Origin of the sequence: Heliomicrobium modesticaldum Ice1 (assembly GCF_000019165.1) — a bacterium.
In the GTDB taxonomy this organism is placed as follows: Bacteria; Bacillota; Desulfitobacteriia; order Heliobacteriales; family Heliobacteriaceae; genus Heliomicrobium; species Heliomicrobium modesticaldum.
Genome location: NC_010337.2, coordinates 2,436,835 through 2,457,896, shown reverse-complemented (window position 1 = coordinate 2,457,896; position 21,062 = coordinate 2,436,835). Strand labels below are relative to the sequence as shown.

At 56.2% G+C, this 21,062-nt stretch carries 18 protein-coding genes; 2 read left to right on the top strand and 16 right to left on the bottom strand.

The genetic code is table 11. The features are described from left to right. Positions 1–152: 152 nt before the first annotated feature. The 7 genes from HM1_RS11295 to glyQ all read right to left on the bottom strand — a co-directional run bounded on the left by HM1_RS11295 (position 153) and on the right by glyQ (position 9,021). Complete coding sequence (locus tag HM1_RS11295; protein ID WP_012283510.1) at positions 153–377, bottom strand: hypothetical protein; 225 nt, start codon at positions 375–377, stop codon at positions 153–155. 17 nt (positions 378–394) lie between these two features. Beyond that, positions 395–1,180 (bottom strand): CheR family methyltransferase, encoded by a 786-nt coding sequence (locus HM1_RS11290; RefSeq protein ID WP_012283509.1) that lies wholly within the window; start codon positions 1,178–1,180, stop codon positions 395–397. Positions 1,181–1,545: 365 nt separating this feature from the next. Then, positions 1,546–4,230 carry a pyruvate, phosphate dikinase gene (gene ppdK / locus HM1_RS11285; protein WP_012283507.1) on the bottom strand — a complete coding sequence of 895 codons (2,685 nt, stop codon included), beginning with the start codon at positions 4,228–4,230 and terminating at the stop codon, positions 1,546–1,548. Further along, the gene (locus HM1_RS11280) at positions 4,223–5,053 is read right to left on the bottom strand and encodes a pyruvate, water dikinase regulatory protein (RefSeq protein WP_041313830.1); all 831 of its coding nucleotides are present in this window, start codon (positions 5,051–5,053) and stop codon (positions 4,223–4,225) included. Before HM1_RS11280 ends, ppdK begins: the two co-directional genes overlap by 8 nt. 45 nt (positions 5,054–5,098) lie before the next feature. Then, the gene (locus HM1_RS11275) at positions 5,099–5,740 is read right to left on the bottom strand and encodes a transcriptional regulator CcpN (RefSeq protein WP_041313827.1); all 642 of its coding nucleotides are present in this window, start codon (positions 5,738–5,740) and stop codon (positions 5,099–5,101) included. Positions 5,741–5,973: 233 nt separating this feature from the next. Beyond that, entirely contained in the window at positions 5,974–8,049 is a 2,076-nt protein-coding gene (glyS, locus tag HM1_RS11270; RefSeq protein ID WP_012283504.1) for a glycine--tRNA ligase subunit beta, read from the bottom strand. Between the two features lie 54 nt (positions 8,050–8,103). Continuing rightward, positions 8,104–9,021 carry a glycine--tRNA ligase subunit alpha gene (gene glyQ, locus HM1_RS11265; protein ID WP_012283503.1) on the bottom strand — a complete coding sequence of 306 codons (918 nt, stop codon included), beginning with the start codon at positions 9,019–9,021 and terminating at the stop codon, positions 8,104–8,106. 317 nt (positions 9,022–9,338) lie between these two features. Here glyQ and HM1_RS15265 point away from each other — a divergent pair, with 317 nt between their 5' ends. Continuing rightward, complete coding sequence (locus HM1_RS15265) at positions 9,339–10,700, top strand: transposase (protein WP_012281426.1); 1,362 nt, start codon at positions 9,339–9,341, stop codon at positions 10,698–10,700. Between the two features lie 395 nt (positions 10,701–11,095). Then, positions 11,096–12,466, top strand: coding sequence for a hypothetical protein (locus tag HM1_RS11255; protein ID WP_012283501.1), 1,371 nt, complete (start codon positions 11,096–11,098; stop codon positions 12,464–12,466). A gap of 75 nt (positions 12,467–12,541) precedes the next feature. Here the strand turns inward: HM1_RS11255 and recO are convergent, their stop codons facing one another. The 9 genes from recO to yqfD all read right to left on the bottom strand — a co-directional run bounded on the left by recO (position 12,542) and on the right by yqfD (position 21,047). Next, a complete protein-coding gene (gene recO / locus HM1_RS11250; protein ID WP_012283500.1) occupies positions 12,542–13,363 on the bottom strand; it encodes a DNA repair protein RecO in 822 nt (273 codons plus the stop codon). Between the two features lie 10 nt (positions 13,364–13,373). Further along, positions 13,374–14,099 carry a deoxyribose-phosphate aldolase gene (gene deoC / locus HM1_RS11245; protein ID WP_012283499.1) on the bottom strand — a complete coding sequence of 242 codons (726 nt, stop codon included), beginning with the start codon at positions 14,097–14,099 and terminating at the stop codon, positions 13,374–13,376. Beyond that, entirely contained in the window at positions 14,096–14,995 is a 900-nt protein-coding gene (gene era / locus HM1_RS11240) for a GTPase Era (RefSeq protein ID WP_012283498.1), read from the bottom strand. The genes deoC and era overlap by 4 nt, the downstream gene beginning before the upstream one ends. A gap of 118 nt (positions 14,996–15,113) precedes the next feature. Further along, complete coding sequence (gene cdd, locus HM1_RS11235; RefSeq protein WP_012283497.1) at positions 15,114–15,575, bottom strand: cytidine deaminase; 462 nt, start codon at positions 15,573–15,575, stop codon at positions 15,114–15,116. A 73-nt stretch (positions 15,576–15,648) separates the two neighbouring features. Beyond that, positions 15,649–16,062, bottom strand: a complete 414-nt coding sequence (locus HM1_RS11230; protein ID WP_012283496.1) for a diacylglycerol kinase — start codon at positions 16,060–16,062, stop codon at positions 15,649–15,651. Next, the gene (gene ybeY, locus HM1_RS11225; RefSeq protein WP_012283495.1) at positions 16,053–16,553 is read right to left on the bottom strand and encodes an rRNA maturation RNase YbeY; all 501 of its coding nucleotides are present in this window, start codon (positions 16,551–16,553) and stop codon (positions 16,053–16,055) included. The genes HM1_RS11230 and ybeY overlap by 10 nt, the downstream gene beginning before the upstream one ends. After that, positions 16,531–18,786, bottom strand: coding sequence for an HD family phosphohydrolase (locus HM1_RS11220; protein WP_012283494.1), 2,256 nt, complete (start codon positions 18,784–18,786; stop codon positions 16,531–16,533). Before HM1_RS11220 ends, ybeY begins: the two co-directional genes overlap by 23 nt. Positions 18,787–18,797: 11 nt before the next feature. Continuing rightward, complete coding sequence (locus HM1_RS11215) at positions 18,798–19,781, bottom strand: PhoH family protein (protein ID WP_041313824.1); 984 nt, start codon at positions 19,779–19,781, stop codon at positions 18,798–18,800. A gap of 33 nt (positions 19,782–19,814) precedes the next feature. Beyond that, positions 19,815–21,047, bottom strand: a complete 1,233-nt coding sequence (gene yqfD, locus HM1_RS11210; RefSeq protein ID WP_012283492.1) for a sporulation protein YqfD — start codon at positions 21,045–21,047, stop codon at positions 19,815–19,817. Between the last annotated feature and the right edge of the window lie 15 nt (positions 21,048–21,062).

Sequence of the window (21,062 nt, the reverse complement as noted above, 5' to 3'; positions counted from 1 at the left end):
CGACTCCTTTTTCAAAAAGGTCTGTGATTGGATCATTCCCGGCAGTTCCCTCAATATACCGGTCGTTCATGAGGGGATTTTAGAAAAAGCCCCATCGCCCCGCGGTCCCCGGACCGTGGACGATGGGGCTTTTTCCTCGCCCTTCTCAAAGTCTACTTGTTAGTGACCTTCGATTTAGCGCCAGCGAGGAGGACACCGATGAGGACAAAGGGCCAGCCCATGTAAAAAAGTCCTTTATGATGCTGCTTCGCTTCTTTCCACTGGCGGTCTACCGTTTTGTCGGCACGCATCCAGTACCAGAAGGCGTACCCGAAACCGAAATAGACACCGACGATGGTGATGGCTGTCCATATGGTATCAAATATGCCGCTGTCCATGTGTAATGCCCCCTGTGCTACAGTTTCTGATAGAAGAAGGTAGCCGCCGTACCAAAGCCCAGTTCCCTAGCCTGAAAAATCTGCTCGGTCGATCCGGTGAAGAGGATGCCCCCCTTGCGCAGGGCATTGTGAAATCGCTTGTAGAGAAGACTCTTTGTTTCTTCCGTGAAGTAGATGACCACATTGCGGCAGAGGATCAGGTCAAAACCGGATTCGAAGTCATCCTTCAGTAGGTTGTGCTGCCGGAAACGGATGTGGCGTTTCAGATCATCTTTTACCCTGTGGAAGCCGCTGCCCTGGGGCTCGAAGTATCTGGATACCATTTGCGGCGAGACGTTGGCCAGCGATTTGTCTGAGTAGATGCCGATCTGGGCTTTGCGGAGCACCTCTGTGTCCAAGTCGGTGGCAAGCACCTTGTTGCGCATGTCGCAGCGTGATTCCAGCATCGTCATGGCCAAGCTGTAAGGCTCTTCCCCGGTGGAACAGCCGGCCGACCATACTTTCAAAAGAGGATTCTCTTTCAGCAGCATGGGCAGAATTTTTGTGGTTAAGATTTCCCACTGGCTGGGGTTGCGTAAAAATTCCGACACGTTGATCGTGAGGTGATCGATGAACTTGCGGTACTGCTCTGCGTCGCGGTCGATCAGGGCGAAATAACTGAGCAGGTCATTGACGCCTTGCGACCGCGCCAATGTCCGGATCCGTCGCTCCATCTGCGGGCGTTTGTAATTGGACAGGTCTAATCCGCTTTTAGCATATACCTTTTTGATAAAGATTTCGTATTCATCTCCAACTACGGTCACGGATTTGCCTCCTTTGGAGAGTATCGTGCAAACTGACTTATCACTTCGTTATACGATGGAAAGATTCCTGCTTAAAGGGTCTTAATCATGTATCTTCCGCCTCTTTTGTGTCAAGATAAAAAAATCCTTGGCAATTGCCAAGGAAAGAACGCAGTGGCTCCGCTGCCGCACCTGCGTTGGGAAGATCATCCATTATAGTTTATGCAGGAGGGACGGCGGATTATGTCTTTTCTTTAGTTGGTTTTTTCGAAGTTCTCTCTCGGTGGCTGTGGGAATCCGTTCGCCGGGCATTTCGGCTTGAAAAAGGTCGTCTTCATATACTTCGATCATGTTCCTAGTATGCCCGAAGAGCGGTCCAACTATTGTTATCCGTTCTGGATAGCCGCCTGGGCCGCCGCCAACCGGGCGATGGGCACCCGGTAGGGAGAACAAGAAACGAAGTTGAGACCGATGAGGTGGCAAAATTCAATAGATGACGGCTCACCGCCATGTTCGCCGCAGATCCCGACGAGCAAATCGGGACGGGTGGCACGCCCTCTTTCGACGGCGATCTTCATCAGACTGCCGACACCATCCCGGTCAAGAACGATAAAGGGATTGTCGGACAGGAGCTTCCGCTCCGAATAGACGCCGAAGAACTTCGATTCGGCGTCATCGCGGGAAAAGCCGAAGGTGGTCTGGGTCAGGTCGTTGGTGCCGAAGGAGAAGAACTGGGCTTCTTTTGCAATTTGGTCGGCCGTCAGAGCAGCCCGGGGCACCTCGATCATGGTACCGACGGTATAGTGGAACTTGGTCCCTGTCTCTGTCATGACGGCAGCGGCTGTCTCTTCGACAACCTTGCGCAAGTAGGCCAGCTCTTTGACCTCGGCCACCAGCGGTATCTCGACCTCAGGCTCTACGTCAAACCCTTCATCGACCAGTTGAACCACGGCTTGGAAGATGGCTCGCGCCTGCATGGCATAGATTTCGGGATAGGTGATCCCTAAGCGACAGCCGCGGTGGCCGAGCATGGGGTTGAACTCGTGGAGAGCTCGGACTTTCTTCATCAGTTGTTCTTTTTCATTGAGTTCATCGAGCAGGGCCTCTTTGCGGTCGCCATCAGTTGTCTCGATGGCGCAGCGCAGGCGGGTCGTGTCGACAAGCAGGTCTTCCAGGCTCGGCAGGAACTCATGGAGGGGCGGGTCGAGCAGGCGGATGCAGACAGGGAAGCCTGCCATGGCCTTGAGGATGCCGTAGAAATCGCCTTGCTGCATCGGCAGCAGCTTCGCCAGCGCCGCTTCGCGCTCTTCGAGAGACTGCGCAAGGATCATCTCCTGCACGATGGGCAGCCTATCCTGAGCCATAAACATGTGCTCTGTCCGGGTGAGGCCGATGCCAGCGGCGCCAAAGTTGCGGGCCATTTCCGCTTCCTCCGGCTTGTCGGCGTTGGCGCGGACGCCGAGGGTGCGGATCTCGTCGGCCCAGTCGAGGAGGACGCGGAACTCCTTTGTCAGTTCCGGTTCAAGCATGGGCACTACCCCTTCGATGACGCGCCCAGTGGCGCCGTCGATGGAGATGATGTCGCCTTTGCGGTAGGTCTTGATTCCGCCGGAAGCTGTAGCGACGGCAAAGTCGCCGCGGTTGTAGTCGATGCGCAAGGCCTCGCAGCCGCAGACACAGGGTTTGCCCATCTGGCGGGCTACGACGGCGGCGTGGGAGGTCATCCCGCCGCGGCTGGTCAGGATCCCCTGGGCCTGGACGATGCCATGGATGTCATCCGGTGTCGTCTCCATCCGAACCAGGATCACCTTTTCCCCTGCCTTACCAAGGGCTTCCGCCTCATCGGCGTCAAAGACGACCTTGCCCGAGGCGGCGCCGGGAGAGGCCGGCAAGCCGGTGGCAATGACGGTCAGTTTGGCTGTCGGGTCGATGCGGCGGTGGAGCAGTTGATCCAGGTGTTCCGGCTCGACACGGAGGATGGCTTCTTCCTTGCTGATCAGGCCTTCCTGGACCATGTCGACGGCGATTTTAACGGCGGCGGCGGCAGTGCGCTTGCCGTTGCGGGTCTGCAGCATCCAGAGCTTGCCTCGTTCGATGGTGAACTCGATGTCCTGCATGTTGCGGTAGTGCCGCTCCAGGATCCCGCAGATCTCGACGAACTGTTCAAAGCATTCGGGCAGTTCTTCCTGCATGCGAGAGATATGTAGCGGCGTCCGGATACCGGCAACGACATCTTCGCCCTGGGCGTTGATCAGGTACTCGCCGTAGAGTGCCTTTTCCCCTGTCGAAGGGTTACGGGTAAAGGCGACGCCGGTTCCGCAGTCGTTGCCCATGTTGCCAAAAACCATGGCCTGCACATTGACGGCTGTGCCGAGGTTGTCAGGGATCCGGTTGATCTGGCGGTAGACGCGTGCGCGATCATTGTTCCAAGAAGAGAAGACAGCGCGGACAGCCCCTTCCAATTGGGCCATGGGATCCTGCGGGAAGGTCTGGCCTGTGGTACGCCGCACCATGGCCTTGTAGTCTGCGATCAGGGCGTTTAGGCTCTCTACGGACAGTTCGTTGTCGAAACGAACGCCTTGGCGTTCCCGATATTCTTCCAGGATATGTTCAAAGTCGGCGTGGGAGGCGCCGAGGACGACGTCGGAATACATCTGGATAAAGCGGCGGTAGCAGTCAAGGGCGAAACGGTCATTCTGGGTTGCCTGAGCCAGGCCCTTAACAGTCACATCATTGAGACCCAGGTTCAGGATTGTGTCCATCATCCCGGGCATGGAAAAAACAGCGCCCGAACGAACGGAAACGAGCAAGGGGTTTTCGGCGTCGCCGAACTTCTTGCCCAGTTTGGCCTCTACCTCAGCCAGGGCGGACTTGACCTGATCCATCAACCCTTCGGGAAAGTTTTTTCCCGCGTCGTAGTAGGCGTTGCAGGCCTCGGTGGTGATGGTGAGGCCCGGCGGAACAGGCAGGCCGATGTTGGTCATCTCAGCCAGGTTGGCACCTTTGCCGCCCAACAAGGATTTCATTTCCGCTTTACCTTCTTCAAAAAGGTAGACCCATTTTTTAGACATTCCGTTCCCCCCGGTAATAATATTCCAACACGCGAGCGGCAGTCTCCTCCACCGCTTTGTTGGTCACATCAATAATGGGACAGCCGACGCGTTTCATGATGCTGTCGGCGTAGTCCAGCTCCTGTAGGATCCGCTGGTGACTGGCGTAGTCGGCATTGCCGGCCAGACCGAGGGCGCGCAGCCGTTTCGTACGGATACCGTTGAGCAGTTGCGGCGAGATCGTCAGGCCCACCACCTTGCGTCGCGGCAGTTGAAAGAGTTCTTCCGGCGGCGCCACCTCGGGAACAAGAGGCACGTTGGCCGCCTTGATCCGTTTATGGGCCAGATACATACAGACAGGCGTCTTCGATGTTCGCGACACGCCGATCAGGATCACATCGGCGTGCAGGATGCCGCGGGGATCCTTGCCATCATCATATTTGACGGCAAACTCAATCGCCTCGACCTTGCGGAAATAGTGCTCATCCAGTTGGTGCAACAGTCCCGGTTTTTGGGCCGGTTTCAGATTAGTCAATTTCTGGAGCCGCTCGATCGTCGGCCCAAGCACATCGATCGTCGGGATCTGGCGCTCCTGGGCAAGGCGCAACAGTGTCTCGCGTTGTTCGTCGATGACCAGTGTATAGGCGATGATGCTGCGGTGCCCCGCTGCCTCCTCGATGATTTCTTGGATGTGGCTCCGTTCCAGCACATAGGGCACTCGCTTGATCTCGAACCCCTGGCCGTCAAACTGACTGGCGGCGGCGCGAACGACAAATTCGGCGGTTTCACCGATGGAATCGGAGACTACGTAGATGACTGGTTTTCCACCATCCGCGCTAGCGATATGCTTCCCCTCCTCGCTTTCGAAGCAACGATCATCTGCTCCGGTTTACAATTCGTCGTTCGCAAGTTCTACAAAGAAGCGGGTGATGTTTGTTTTGGTCAGCCGTCCCACCACTTCCAACCGTTCCTGCCCATTAGGCTGGACAAAGGTGCGAACGACAGGTAACGCGTCGATTTGATGGGTGATCAACCGCTTGGCCGCGAGGTAGACCGTGTCATCGGGTGTCACAGTGATGATGTTCGGCATGCGGGTCATCACCATCCCGACAGGCATCTTGTGAACATCGCCGCCACTGATGGCGATCTTGAGAAGGTCTTTTCGGGAGACGACGCCGGAAAGGTAGCCATCGCCATCGACGACAGAAAGGGTCCCTACATCCTCGGTGAACATGGTGACAACAGCGTCATAGACGCTGACCGTTTCCCGAGCCACCACCGGCAGGGATTTGATGTCCTTGACACGGAGCTTGCTGATGGCGCGGGCCACAAGCGTGTTTCCCGATCTGCCGTTGTAATAGTAGCCTACCCGGGGACGGGCTTCCAGAATTCCCGACATGGTAAGGATTGCGAGATCGGGACGTAAGGTCGCGCGGGTCAATTCCAATAGATCGGCGATCTGCTCCCCTGTGATCGGCCCTTTCTCCTTCACGATCTGTACGATTTTGACCTGGCGTTCAGAGAGTTCGATACATCATCACCACCTTGCTGTCCTCACCCACTGTTCAGAATTATGTCATACTATATGGTTTCATGCCCAAAATGATCTATACTATATCGACCACCCTTTTTCCTGCTTAAGAGGAAGATTTTTTGTTCTATGCACGTACATTAATCAAAAATTACATCCTTAAGAAGAAAAGGCCGCTGACCTAGCCAGCAGCCCAGTAACGCGCCTGCTGGCGCGTCGTGATTTTTTGATGATTAATCAACGAGTTTACTCAGATCAGCCACTCCCCGGGTCAGTCCGATAACACCGTTGAGGAGGGCGAGGCGGTTTTCGCGGATGACCGGCTCGTCGGCCATGACCATGACGGCGTCAAAGAAGGCGTCTACAGCCGGACGCAAAGCGGCTACAGCCGCTAGGATAGTGCTATAGTCGCCGTCAGCCTGTCGGACCTGCTCTTCTGCCGCCTGCAGGGCCTTGTAGAGTTCCCCTTCTGTCGCCTGTTCGAAGAGGTCGGGCCGGATGGGTTCACTGCCGCCCTTCTTGGCCAGGTTCGCTGCTCGCGTGTAGGCGGTGATCAGCGCCGAAAAGGCCTCGGCCTGGCGGAAGTCAGACAATGCTTTGGCCCTTTTTAGCACCTCGGCCGGTTGATCAAAGCCCTCAGCCAGTACAGCATCAATGGTGTCGTAGCGTATTCCCTCTTCACCGAGGAGGAAGCGCAAGCGCTGGCGGAAAAATTCGAGCAGGTCCTTTTGTGTCTCTTCCAGACTGCGTGTCGGTCGGCCCGCTGCAGCGTAAAGGTTGTAGGACTTCTCGATCACCGCTGCCAAAGACAATGGCAGGTTGCCTCGCATGATGATTTGGCAGACGCCCTGGGCCTGTCGGCGCAGCGCGTAGGGATCCTGGGAGCCTGTCGGAATAATGCCGATAGAGAAGCAGCCGACGATGGCGTCGATCTTATCGGCTAGAGCGACCAGGGTCCCTTCCATGGTGCTCGGGACGGCATCGCCGGAGAAGCGGGGCTGGTAGTGCTCACGGATTGCCTGGGCCACTTCAGGCGCCTCTCCCGACAAAAGAGCGTACCGTTCCCCCATAATCCCTTGCAGTTCTGGAAACTCATAGACCATATGGGTGACCAGATCAGCCTTGGCCAGTTCGGCAGCCCGCAGAGCGCCTTCCCGCAACACCGCCGGGACGTTCATGCAGTCAGCCAGGAACGCGGTGAGCGCTTGTTCTCGTTCTACCCGCTCATAGACGGTACCCAGGCTTTCCTGAAAGACGATCTTTTTCAGTTTCTCCTTCTGGGCGTCCAAAGGTGTCTTTTGGTCTTCTGCATAGAAGAAAGCGGCGTCGGCTAACCGCGCCCGCAGCACCTTTTCGTTGCCGGCTCGGACGATCGAAAGATGCTCGGCTGTGCCGTTGCGGACGGTGATGAATGTAGGCAACAGACCACCGGAGGGACTTTTCACAGGGAAATAGCGCTGGTGTTCCTTCATCGGCGTGATCAGCACCGCTTCAGGCAGGTGCATGTAATCGGCATCCACCTCGCCGCAAAGGGCCGTGGGATACTCGACCAGGTAGTTGATCTCATCGAGCAGCCCTTCGTCCTCGGCGACCTGACCGCCTACGGCGGCGGCGAGCTCGGTGATCTGCTTCCAGATCATTGCCTTGCGTTTGTGCGGATCGGCGATGACGTACGCTTTCTCCAGGCGTTCCAGGTATTCCGACGGTCGGGTCAGTTCGATTGGACCGCCGCCGAGAAAGCGATGACCGTAAGTCGTTCGGCCCGCTTGAACCCCTTCGACCTCGACGGGGATGACTTCTTCGCCATAGAGGGCGACGATCCAGCGAATAGGCCGGGCGAAACGCGTCTCTCCCCAAGCCCAACGCATTGGTTTCGGGAAGGAAAGACCGCTGATACAGCCTTGCAGCAGTTGCGGCAGCACATCCCGAGCAGGTCGCCCGCTTTCCGTACGGAGGGCATAGAGGTAGGGCACGCCGGCCAGATCACGGGTCACCAGAGCCGAAACGTCGACGCCCTGAGAACGAGCAAAACCCTGGGCAGCCTTTGTTGGGTTGCCCTCTTTGTCAAAGCCGGCCTTGACAGCCGGGCCTTTCACTTCTAACCGCAGGTCTTCCTGTTGCGCCGCCACCTGCTTGACATAGAGAGTGAGGCGCCGCGGGGTGCCGTAGGTTTCAACGGCGCCGTAGGCCAGGCGGGCTTCCTGCAGCCCCTTTTCGGCCAACTGGCGCAATTGGGCCAGGGCGGAAGGTATGAATTTTGCCGGGATTTCTTCTGTTCCGATTTCCAATAACAAATCGCGACTGTTCACGCGTCAACCTCCTCAATATCCATGGGATCCGAGAGATCCCTCCGCAGCAGTCGTCTACTCGCCTGTGTTCTCCCGATCGAGACCGAGCCGCTGGCGCTGCGCCGGATCCTTGATCAAGGGATAACGGAGACGTTCCCGCTGTTTCACATAAGCCTGGGCGCAGACTCGGGCCAGGTGGCGAACACGGGTGATGAAGCTGGTCCGTTCCGTCACTGAGATGGCGCCCCTGGCGTCAAGGAGGTTAAAGGTGTGGGAACACTTTAGGACATAGTCGTAGGCCGGCTGCACCAGCCCTTTTTCGATCACCCGCAGCGCCTCTTTTTCATACATATCGAAGAAGGTGAACAGCGCCGCCGTATCGGCCACTTCAAAATTGTAATGGGAGTAATCGACCTCTCCCTGGTGATGGACATCGCCGTAGGTGATGCCCTCGACCCATTCAATGTCGTAGACGGAATCCTTCTGTTGAATGAACATGGCGATCCGTTCAATGCCATAGGTGATCTCAGCACAAACGGGACGACAGTCGATACCGCCACACTGCTGGAAGTAGGTGAACTGGGTCACCTCCATGCCGTCCAGCCAAACCTCCCAACCGAGACCCCATGCGCCAAGGGTGGGCGATTCCCAGTTATCTTCGACGAAACGGATGTCATGCTTGAGCGGGTCGATGCCCAGACGGCGCAGGCTGTCCAGGTACATCTCCAGCACATCGTCAGGAGAGGGTTTGAGGATGACCTGATACTGGTAGTAGTGCTGCAACCGGTTGGGGTTTTCGCCGTAGCGCCCATCGGTGGGACGGCGAGAGGGTTCCACATAAGCCACATTCCAGGGCTCTGGTCCCAAGGCGCGCAGGAAGGTGGCCGGATTCATCGTGCCAGCGCCTTTCTCCACGTCATAGGGCTGCTGAATGATGCATCCCTGTTCCCCCCAAAACTGGTTGAGCGCCAGAATGATCTCTTGAAAATTCACGGTCAAGCGTCCTCCTTATCATGGTAACGTCTATTTATCGCCGCTTTCATGTCACAACTGTCGAGCCATTGCCGCCCCCATTCCGAGTAATCAAGCACAATTTTAACACAAAAAGACAGAACCCACGCATCTTTAATAAAAAAGTCTGCTAATCCCCTGTCTGAGGCGCTGTTGGAGAATTGTCATGAAAACGCGACAATTCCCACGGGAAAATGGATGTAATTAGATTAATTTCCAGAAAATTTTAAAGGATTCCCGTTACCTTTGTCGAAGTGAGTGGTTGCAAAGCAAAACACTGAACAAAGGGGGAATCCTCAGTGCAAAGCGTAGCACAGCCACTCGAAGAAGTCCAGAAAATTTTTTGTAGAACACCTGGTGGAAAAAAAGCGGGCCGACTAATTCAACATTTTACGCAGTACGCCTCAAAGGTATATGGCTTTTCGCAGATGGTCCGTCAAGCAAAGGATGGTCGCAAACAACCCCGTATCAAAGCCCCAGCCATTTTTACCGTCGCTTTTTTTGGCGCCTTTTTCTGTATGGAAAGTATGGAGCAGATGGACCGTTGGCAAAAAACCGGGGTATTCCGTCAATTGGTTCCCAAAAACATTCGATTGCCATCACATGATACGGTGCGACAAGCCTTGATGAAATGGGATCTAAAAGAGCAACGAAAGCAGCATAACTGTGTGATCCAGCGATATAAGGAGCAACGCGGCCCGCAGAAGGAAAGCATCAATGGTTGGCGAGTGACTGCCATCGATGGCGTGGAGTTATTCCACACCAAGGCCTATCGTTGTCCCGAATGCCTTACGCGCGAACACCGCGACAAAACCACCGACTATTATCATGCGGTCGTAGTCGCTCAACAGGTTGGCGGCAACGCGAACCTGATTTATGACTGGGAAATGCGAAAGCCTCAGGATGGGGTGGACAAGGATGAAGGAGAAACCACCGTCGCCCAACGATTGATCCGACGTATGGCCGAGACCTATGGAAAAATAACGGATGTATACACGTTAGACGCGCTGTTTGCCAAAGCACCCGTCATTCATGCCGCTCTGGATGCAGGCGCTCATGTAGTTGTTCGCATGAAAGAAGAACGTCGACGGATAATGAAAGAGGCAAATGCCTGCTTTGCGAACCGGCTTCCGGACTCCACTTGGGAAGAAAGAGATGGAAAAGGGAATACCGTTTACGTTCAAGCTTGGGACGAAGAGGGATTGGCACAATGGCCGCAAGTTCGCGTGCCCATGCGAATCGTAAAAATCATTCGTCATACCAACAAGACAGTCATCGAAGCAAACAAAGAAGTCTTTGTCACTGATGTGGTGGAGCGCTGGATAGCAACCACATGCTCATCCGAAAAAGCGGATACCCAGACGATCGCACAAATTGCCGCCGCTCGTTGGGATATTGAGAATATTGGATTTCGCAACCTTAAGACGTTCAACGCCTTGGACCACTGCTTCGTGCACGATTCGGTGGCGATCAAAGCGATGATCGGATTTCAAGTGCTGGCTTTTAATCTTAAGCGATTGTTTTTCTTTCACCACCTCCCTGCCTCTCGTCATCGAGATGTGCCGCTTCGATATCTCATTGATGAGATGCGCGAAGCGACGAGGTGGGTATCTTTACATCTATATCGTTGGGTCTGGGAGTGGGGCTTATCTACTGCCTAGCTGACCAAGGGTGAAAGGGTGGGATTGCCTATCGAAGCACTGGTATAAACAAGGTGTTTTTTTCCATAAACTTGCGTAGGATAAATGCAACTGTCGACTGGATAATTTAAACATTTAAAGAGAGAATTGGTATCGCCATTAAATCGGTTAACCGTAAGAGGTCGCTCATTTGCTTGGTGCTATTTCGATTGCGTAGGTTCTGACAAAAAGACCAAAAATACGAAAGCGCTGGGAAATCTGGTCGTTGATTTTATCGCCGGCAGGAATTTTTCGCAACCAGCAGAAAGTGAATAATAATCGATGCGCATTGAATAAAAAGTTCCCATTCGGTATAATCATTTAGTACCAATAAATTCCATGAGCGGATTGTCAACAAAGGGAAGGGAGCGTATTTTATGTCAGTTGCTGTCTTTCTGGCGCCGACGGCCTTTGACGCTTTTCAGATCGTTGAGGAAATGTCTCAGGCTGGTCTCCCTGTGGCAACGGTAAAAGCAGAGTATGGTTCAACCGTTGTCGAGGGCAGAGACGCGCCTACCCTTGCCACTCGTACGGGCGCCTACGTGGGACGTCCCACACCATGCATCGCCGAACTGACACCGCTGGAAAAGGGAACTATCGTTGTCTCACGTCTGGACCTAGATACGATCGGCGCCTGCCTCGCCTTGATGGGGCAAAAACCGGGAGATGAAAACTTTTGGGCTGGCGCGGCCTACCTTCAGGTGCGCGGACCCCACCGCTCGGGAGATCTTCCTGAGCATGTGCGGGAACAGTTGGACGCCTGGTCTTCCTGGTCTGAATCCCATCTTCCCCTCGGCCCTTTCCGACGCACGATCGATGTGACAGTTCATGTCGTTAAAGCTGGTGAGGCCATCCAGGCGATTTTAAGCGGTGATCGGGACCTGATCGCAGCCGGAAGGCAGTGGGCGGCGGGACATGATGCTGTTTCCGAAGCACGGCTGGTCGACGAGAGTCCCCTGGTCCGCGTTTTTGTCACAGAAGGCCCCCGTTGCTCCGCTGCCTATTACTCACCCCGGCTGGGCCGGATCGTGCCAGCCACGGTCGTCCTTGACTCCCGGCAGGGGACGATCACCGTCGCCTGTGAAGGCGGTCAATTTGACGCTCGGTTGATCGTGCGCGAACTCTGGGGTTCCGGCGCTGGCGGTCGCCCCGGCATCGCCGAAAGCCCGCGCGATCGCCGGATGGGTTTGCCTGACCTGATCATGGCCGTCAATGTCGTGAGCAGGGCTGTTGAAGCCAGTTGGGCCGATAACGACCCGCCACCAGTCGATCCCGATGCTCCGCCTGAACTGACTTTTATTGCTGTTGATTCTGTAGGCGGTTTGAAAATCGGGGAACCGGTGATCGCCACCTTCCCCTTCTGGAAAGACGGCGCCATCACGGTGCGCTCCCTCTGGGGCGGTTCGCCTGTCCTCGTCCCCGGCGGTGCTCTTTTTCCGGCCTATCCGGGGTTCTGGGTTCGTATCGAGGAGCGGGCCGAGGAACCGGGCGCGGCGGTCATCCGGGGGCGCGTCTTCGGCCCTAACGACGCGGAAGACGCTTTAACGCCCTTGATGGAAGGCGAAATCATTACGTTCAAAGGGATGGAACTATATCCTGATCCGCAGCGTCCTTTCGTCTATTGCTCTCCCTGGGTGACGGCGGAAGACGGCGACTATGTCATTCGCTGCACAGCTGTACAACTGCTGCCGACAGAAGCCTATCTGAAAGCATGTCACAAACCGGTGCAAGAAAAACGGGTTCAGTGAAAGCCAGCTCAAGGAAATGGCTTCCGATTTCTGATACATAAGCCTGTTTAAATGAAAAGAGTCCCGGAAACCAAATTAGCGAGGTCTCTGGGACTCTTTTTCTGCTTCCGTCTGTTCCGCCTTAAGCTCCGGTTCCTCGGTCAGGGAACGTCCGACTGATTCTATGACCGACCAGGAACGCATATTCCCTTCAGAACGACAGCGGATGGTTTCCTTAAGCACTGCGGAAACGTGGCGCAGCAGTTTGGGACCGACTCGCAAACGGCCGAGATCGCGCGGATCCATCTGCAACAGATGGCGCAGCAGCGCAAGTGCCCCGGGAGCGATCAGACCCATCTCACTGTGGCGATGGCGGCAACAGTTTCCTACCAACCCGCCCATTTCTGGCGAATAGGCCGGCCAAGGTCCCGAATCGGCGATTTCGACCGGTTCGCCACAGTCCAGGCAGAGAGATAGCTCTGGGCAATAGCCCAACCGGTCGAGCAGGCGCAGTTGAAACAGACAGGCAACCAGATCGCCCGGAAAGACGGAGAGCAGGTGCCACCCCGTCAGGAGCAGCGGGAAAAGGTCAGCCCCGCTGTGATCAGGGCTGAGCCGGTCGACCAATTCGGCCATAGAGGAGGCATGGCTGAAACGAACCACATCGCCATGAAGGGCAGCGAAGGATTCGACCGGTTCCGCCTGGGTCACCGTCTGCAGGTTCTTGCCCTCATAAAGGACGAGTTGGCTATGGGTTAGCGGCTGCGTGCCGGCGCGGAGACGGCTCGTCGGTTTGCGCACCCCTTTGGCGATGGCTGATAACTTTCCCCTTTCACGGGTGAGCAGTGTAAGCAGACGGTCCGCTTCGCCATAGCTCCGGCTACGCAGGACCAGCGCCTGGGCACGGTAAAGGCGCATATCCGCCCTCCTACCTCGATAGGGAGACGCCGGCGGCGCCGGGGAGGCCGTCGAGGATGACCAGCGAGGCGCTCGTCCCCAGGCGGTCGGCGCCGGCTTCCAGCATGCGCACAGCCCTTTCCGCCGTCCGGATGCCCCCGGAGGCCTTAACACGGGCGCGCCCTCGCACTGTCTCCGCCATGAGCGACACATGAGCCGTTGTAGCGCCTCCAGGCCCAAAGCCCGTCGACGTTTTCACATAATCGGCGCCTGCGTTCAAGGCGCGATGACAGGCGACTGTGATCTCCTCGTCGGTGAGCAGCGCCGTCTCCAGAATCACCTTGACAACGGCGCCGGGCATTCGGCGGGCTTCTTCAACGACAGCAGCGATATCCGCCTCTATGGCGTCCCAACGTCCCATCTTGGCCCAGCCCATGTTCATCACCATATCCAATTCGAGCGCGCCGCTTCGCAATGCTTCTCGCGCCTCCAGGGCTTTCACGCGGCTCAGGGAGGCGCCGAGGGGGAAGCCGATGACAGTAGCCACCTTGACTGGGCTGCCCTGCAAGAGGGCGGCGCAGGTTTCCACCCAGACGGGGTTGACGCAGACAGCGGCAAAACCATAGGTTGCTGCTTCGCGGCAGAGGGCTTCAATCTGCACCTCCTTGGCATCCGGCTTCAACAGCGTATGGTCGATAAGCGGCGCAACCCTCTCGCGGGTCCACCTATCCCCTGTTTGGAAGCTCACGGCTATCACTCCATTTTTTCGTCAAAACCGAAGGATCGCAACACGTCGGGGCGCTGGCGCCAGTCTTTCTTTACCTTCACCCAGAGTTCAAGATAGATCGAAGTTCCCAGCAGTGCCTCGATCTCCTGCCTGGCCTTCTGACCGACCTCTTTAAGCAGAGAACCGCCTTTGCCGATGAGGATCCCCTTTTGGGAATCCCGTTCCGTAAAGATGGTGGCATGGACGACCATGCCACCCTTGGGCGTCTCTTGCAGGTGTTCGATGATGACGGCTACCGAGTGGGGGATCTCCTCCCGGGTGGCATGGAGCACCTTCTCCCGGATCATTTCTGCCATCAGCTGTCGTTCCGGCTGATCTGTGAAGGAGCCTGCCGGGTAGTAAAGAGGGCCTTCCGGCAGTTTGGCGAAGATCAGGTCTTTGAGCCGGTCTAGGTTGGTCTTTTCCTTCGCTGAGACAGGGATCAGTTCTTGCCAAGCCACCATCTGGCTGTACTGGCTGATTTTCTTCAGCCCCTCTTCACGGCTGACGGTGTCCATCTTGTTGACGACGAGAAAGACGGGCGTCTTGATGTCTTTGAGCATTTGGCTGATGAACTGTTCTCCTCCGCCCGGTTCTTCCGACGCGTCTACGACATAGAGGATCAGGTCCACCTCACCCAAGGTCTTGCGTGCTGTTGTCACCATGATCTCGCCCAGTTTGTGCTTAGGCTTGTGAATGCCGGGGGTGTCGAGAAAGATGGCCTGTCCTTTTGGCGCGTTGAGCACCCCGACGATGCGGTTGCGCGTCGTTTGGGGCTTATCAGACATGATGGCCACTTTTTTGCCGATCAGTTGGTTCATCAGCGTCGATTTGCCCACGTTGGGACGACCGATGATGCTGATAAAACCGGAACGGAGTTTTTCCACCTTTCTTTCAGCGAGATCCGGCGCGGGAACCTTGGCATCTGCTTTCCCTAACGGAGGGGTCGCTTTTTCTCGTTGGTACCGCCGTACAAACCGATATGTTTCCGCCATAGGGACCACCTCAGTCTTTCCATGATTCCGGTTGTGTCGATTTGATGGCTTCAGAAAGCCGGAAGATGCCCGGAAGCAAGTCACTTACCCTGCTGACCTCCCGGCGTCCCCGGTCATCGACCATATAGACAGGCATTAGGGGAGCAAACTCGCCTAAGACCTGGCGGCAGGCGCCACAGGGTGTAACCGGCGACGGCGCGTCAGAAGTCAAGACAAGGGCCTTAAAACGGCGACAGCCTTCCGATACGGCTTTGAATAGCGCTGTCCGTTCGGCACAATTGGTCAAGCCATAGGCGCCGTTTTCGATGTTGCAGCCGCTGTAGATGACCCCGTCTTCCCCTAGCAGCGCTGCGCCGACGCGAAAGCGCGAATAAGGCGCATAGGCGCGCTCGCGGGCTTGCCGAGCCGCTTCGATCAGATTGTTCAGCGCTGCTTCCGATGGAACCGGATGTTGATCGGTCGTCAATACCATGGCGTCCTCCCTTCATTCCTGTCAAGTCATTCATAGGATTTCCGCTGAGAGAAATTTTGGCGCAGCGTAAGTGTTACACCAATGATAGACAGTGCGCTTCCGGCATCGCAGCGATGAACGCGAATCGGAGCAGGCCGGCGAGGCGTGGACCGAAAATGATGAGGGCTGCGATCAGCGCATGCAGCGCCAGCAGTAGAACGGCGCCGGCAGCGGCATCCTTGGCAGCGCCGGCCAGGGGGTGTTGTTCCGGGCCGATGCGATCGACAGCCGCTTCAATAGCGGAATTGATGGATTCGCCGGCGAGGACCAGAAAAACAGCGATGACCACCCAGGCCAGTTCCCAGCCGCCCAGTTGAAACCAGGCGGCCATGGCCAGAGCGGTCACAGCGGCGATAAGATGGATCCGCATGTTCTGTTGTGTCTTGATCACCCAGATGATGCCGCGCCAAGCGTAGCAGAAAGAACGGAGGCATTTTTTCAAGTCCATTCCCGTTGCAGTCCTTGGTTTCTCAGGATCTTTTCTTCCAGTGCCCGCATGCGGCTCCTCTGCTCCTCGTCACAGTGGTCATAGCCCAAGAGATGCAACATGCCATGGACAAAGAGAAACCCCATTTCCCGTTCGAGAGAATGGCCATACTCCTGGGCCTGTCGCTCTGCTGTTTCAACAGAGATGATGATGTCGCCGAGCACCTTGCCGGCTGTGGGATCGTCGAAGTGGAAGTCCGCCTCATCGTCAAGCCCTTCTTCCATGGCGAAGGAAAGCACGTCTGTCGGCTGATCGATGTTCCGGTACTCAGCATTCAAGCGGCGGATTTTTTCATCGTTGGTCAGGACGAGACTGATCTCCGTATCCTCCAGCGGATAACCGACCTCTTCCAGACAAGCAAAGGCCAACTGCTCCAGCATCAGTTGCCACGATTCCTCCATTTCCGGCGCCTTGGTGACACCTTCCCGTTCATCCACTATATACAGTTCCACTGCGCTTCCTCCCGTCCAATTCTTTGGAGACACCCTCCGGATACTCGATCCGCATATGGTAGATCCCGTTGAAAACGCGGCAGAAGGCCTGGGCGATGCGATCAAGGTCCTTGAAGGTGAGATCGCACTCCTCCAACTGCCCATCATTCAGTTTCTCTCTGATCAATTTGCGCACCAGCCCCTCGATCTTGCCCGATGTGGGTTGGGGTAACGAGCGGACGGCTGCTTCCACCGTGTCGGCCAGCATGATCAAGGCGGCTTCTTTGCTCTGGGGCTTCGGACCGTCGTAACGGAAATCACCTTCCTGCACCGATTCAGTGCGATCCGCCTCCCGCGCCCGGTGATAAAAGTAAGAAACGAGGGTGTTCCCGTGGTGCTGTTCGACTAAATCGATCACCTGAGATGGCAGGCCCGCCTCACGGCAAAGTTCAGCGCCGTCTTTGACATGGGAGGTGATAATCAGGGTGCTCAAGGAGGGGGCGATCTTATCATGGGGATTTTGCCCCTGCGCCTGGTTTTCAATGAAAAATGCCGGCCGGCGGATCTTTCCCACGTCGTGGTAATAGGCGCCCAGACGGACCAACAAGGCATCAGCGCCGATCATCTCGGCGGCCGCCTCGCCCAGGTTGCCCACGAGCAGGCTGTGGTGATAGGTGCCCGGCGCTTCCATGAGCAGCCGCCGCAGCAAGGGGTGGTTTGGATTGGCCAGTTCAAGCAGTTTGACCGAAGTGGTCAGCTTAAAAGCAGACTCCAGGTAAGGCAATGAACCGATCATGAACACCGATGACAGGATCCCGTTAACAAGGGCCATCGGCAACCCATAGGTGGCGATAAGGGGGAGCTTGACACCTGTGGCCAAACCGATGGCAAAGACAGTGAACGCATTGGCCACAGCCATCGTCAAACCGGCCCGGGCAAAGTCCATTCGCTGACTGAAACGGGAAACACTGTAGACACCGACAAGGGAGCCAATCCAAGCCACGATGGCATGAGGGATTGAGCCGTCGGCAATGACGCCGATAAAGACACTGATCACAAAGGACATGAAGATGGCCACGCGGGTGTCGAGCAGGATGGCGATCAGCATGGGTCCTGTCGCCGCCGGAATCACGTAAAGCAGTTGGTTGTAGATCTCCCTCTGTTCATGGAGGTTGATGGAAGCGATGCTCCGCGCCGTCAACAAGGATAACATGGACATTAGCGCCAGCAGCAGGAGCATGCGTTCATCCAGATAGAGATCGCGCCGGTAGGTGCGCAGATACCAGAGCACGATCATCATGTTCACAAGGACCAGCAGCGCTATTCCAGCCGGCTTCAGCCAAGCTGACCCTGTCCGCAACAATTCCAGCTGGGACAAGAGTTGGATCTGTTCTTCTGTCACGATATCACCGGCGCGCACGATCACGTCATCCTTGCGGACAAGGAAGGTGATCGGGGCGACGCTCTGGCGCACCTCATTGCGCAACCGCTTGGTAGCGTCCACATCGAGGGTCGAGTTGGGCCGCAAGAAAAGCGGAATCAGGTTGCGCAGGATTTCTTTCGATTCCTGCGTGAGGACCGACCCGTCGATCCGTTCGAGGACGATGGCCCGCGCTTCCTGCATGCTGTAGGGCAGCACCCTGCCGGCAGACCGCGTGAGCGGCATCCCCTCCGGCAGCTCATCGAGGGTATCGGTCAAGCCGGGCATGCCAGACAGATCGGCGATTTGATTCTGCGTCTCCGTCTGAATAAAAGCGAGCGATTCCGGCCGCATGGAAACGAGTTTGCGCAGCACGTTTTCCGGAATAGGGACATTCATCTGCACTTTTAGCTGCTCCCACCGGCGTTGTTCCGCCGGGGTGCCTGAAGACGCCGGTTCAGATGAGTTGGCTGTTTCGCCGTCCGACCGTTGATAGTCAGAGATGGCTTTAAACAACCGGTCGATATCCTGTTGGCTTCGTCCGACCACGTTGGGATCGTGGGTGTAGACAGGCGGTGTGGCATTCACCTTTTGTTCGCGAGCCAACCGGGTTCGTTCCTCGTCAACGATCTCCTTCGTGATCGGTGATTTGATATCTTTCTGACTTTTTTGCCCTACTTCCAGCGTTTCAAGAGAAGACAGGTGGGGCAACGCCAGGATCACCGTATAGATCAGAAAAAAAGTGAAGCCAAAAACGACTCGGCGTACTATCCGGTATTGCCAAAACTTTCGCAGCGCCAACGTCAACAGGGCCGCCATTTGGCTGTAGGCCACCCGATTTCACCTCATTCATTTCCCTGTCCCAAACGGCCTTCATAATCCTCATAGGCGCGAATGATCCGACCGACGAGCGGGTTGCGCACCACATCTTCCGTGGTGAAGAAATGAAAAACGAGTCCTTCGATACCCTGCAGGATCTTCTGCACAGTCACAAGCCCCGAGTTCGCGCCCCGGGGCAAATCTACCTGTGTGATGTCACCAGTTACAACGGCCTTTGAGCCGAAACCGATACGGGTTAGAAACATCTTCATTTGTTCCGGTGTTGTGTTTTGGGCCTCATCAAGGATGATGAAGGAATCGTCAAGGGTGCGTCCGCGCATGTACGCCAGCGGCGCGATCTCGATGATTCCCCGCTCCATGTATTTTTGGGTCGGTTCGGCGCCCATGGTGTCAAAAAGTCCGTCATACAGAGGGCGCAGGTAGGGGTCCACCTTCTCTTGCAGGTCTCCCGGAAGAAAGCCAAGTTTTTCCCCCGCCTCGACGGCCGGGCGGGTCAAGATGATCCGGTTCACTTCCTTGTTCTTCAGCGCCTGCACGGCCATGACGACGGCTAAATAAGTCTTGCCAGTTCCTGCCGGTCCGATGCCGAAAATGATCTGGTTTCGGCGGATGAGTTGCAGGTATTTCCGTTGCCCCAAGGTTTTCGCCTTAATCTGCTTTCCTCGCGGCGTCGTCATGACTACATCACCAAGCACCTCGGCGATCAGCGGTTGATGGCCTTCGTTGACCAGTCGAAAGGCATACTCGATCTCGCCCTGTCCCACTTTTCGTCCAGACCGAACCAAGGCGATCGCTTGTTCAATCAGCCGGGTCGATGCCTCGACAGCAGACTCGTTGCCTGTGACAATGATCTCAGCGCCGCGAGCCACTATCTTGGCTCCACTCAGGCGCTCGATCAACCGCAGATTCTCATCACGCTGGCCGAAAAGCTCGACCGCTTCCCAGTTATCTTTCAGATGGATTCTTTGCTCTTGGCCGGATACCGACAGGTTCGTCCAACCTCCTGTGACGCCTCGCGCCTGTTATGTGCTTGTTTCGATCGGCTGGGGCTGGCCAATGTCTTCCAGCGTTTCCACGGATACTTTCACCTTGACCATTCCCGGGGGCGCCGGTTGGGGGAGTACCATCTCCCGCAACACCCGGGCGCCCGGCGGCAGCAGAACACTGACAGCCTGCCTGGCTTTCTCCTGCGCCGCTGTCATCGCTTCCTGAGCAGTGCGTTCATGACGGAAGGCGCGCAGTTCATGATACTCTGCTTTTATTATTTCGACGGGTAAGCCTAGATTCCTCCATAATGAAGGAGTTCTCAGAGAAACCTCTTCAACGCCGACAGGATAGGGGTTGCTAGGCGGACCTTTTATGATGATCTCTTTATTTCCCCATTTTATGCGCCATTGTTCGCTCACAGCTCCTGTTGGAACCGTCCCTTCCAGCACAACAGGTTCCTCGATCCATTGATCGTATGACACCTTGGCCCATGCTTCCCCTCGGGCTTGCACCTTGTCGATTAGTTTAGGCGGTTCGGGCTTATCTTCTGCTTGTGATCGTATTGTTGGCTTGTGTTGGAAAATGAGCCCGGAGATCAACACCTGATCCTTGACGACTCGTTCACCCTCAACGACTTTTCCCTCCCCAACGAGCACCATCAGGCGTTGAATGATACCGTCCTTCGTTGCGATGATATTGCAAGGTCCGTCTACAGCCGGTTTTTTGGGCAACACTTTTTCCTGCACTTCTATAACGACGCGGGTTCCTTTCGCCGTGATGCCCACCCATTCCAGCCCTGGAACGGCGCCCATGATCGCTTGTTCCGCCTCCCGCACATCGATCAGGGGACGCCATCGTCCTAAACGAATCCCCTTCTCGGCGGCTGCCTGCAAAAGCTGCTGCTTGTCCACCCGATCATTGCCGATGACTTCCACATCCCAGACAAAGGTGGACATAATCAAAATCGTCAGCACAAACGAAATGACACCGATGACGAGAGATCGCTGCCGCTTCAACGATGACGCGTAAAAAGGCAAGCCGTAGCGCGACTCGATGCGCATCCGGCTGCCTGACTTGCGGGCCACATGGCGGAGGGAACGAAAGCCATCCATCCGCACCTTCGCCGATATGCGGCCTGACGGTTCCCGCCGCAGGTCGTACAGAGGGATGCCCCGGCTTGCCGCCATGTTGATGAACTTCTCCAATTGCGATCCTTCTATTCTGATGCCCAAAAAGCCGATCCAAAAAGACCACCAACGGCGCAACATGGCCTTCTCCCCCCG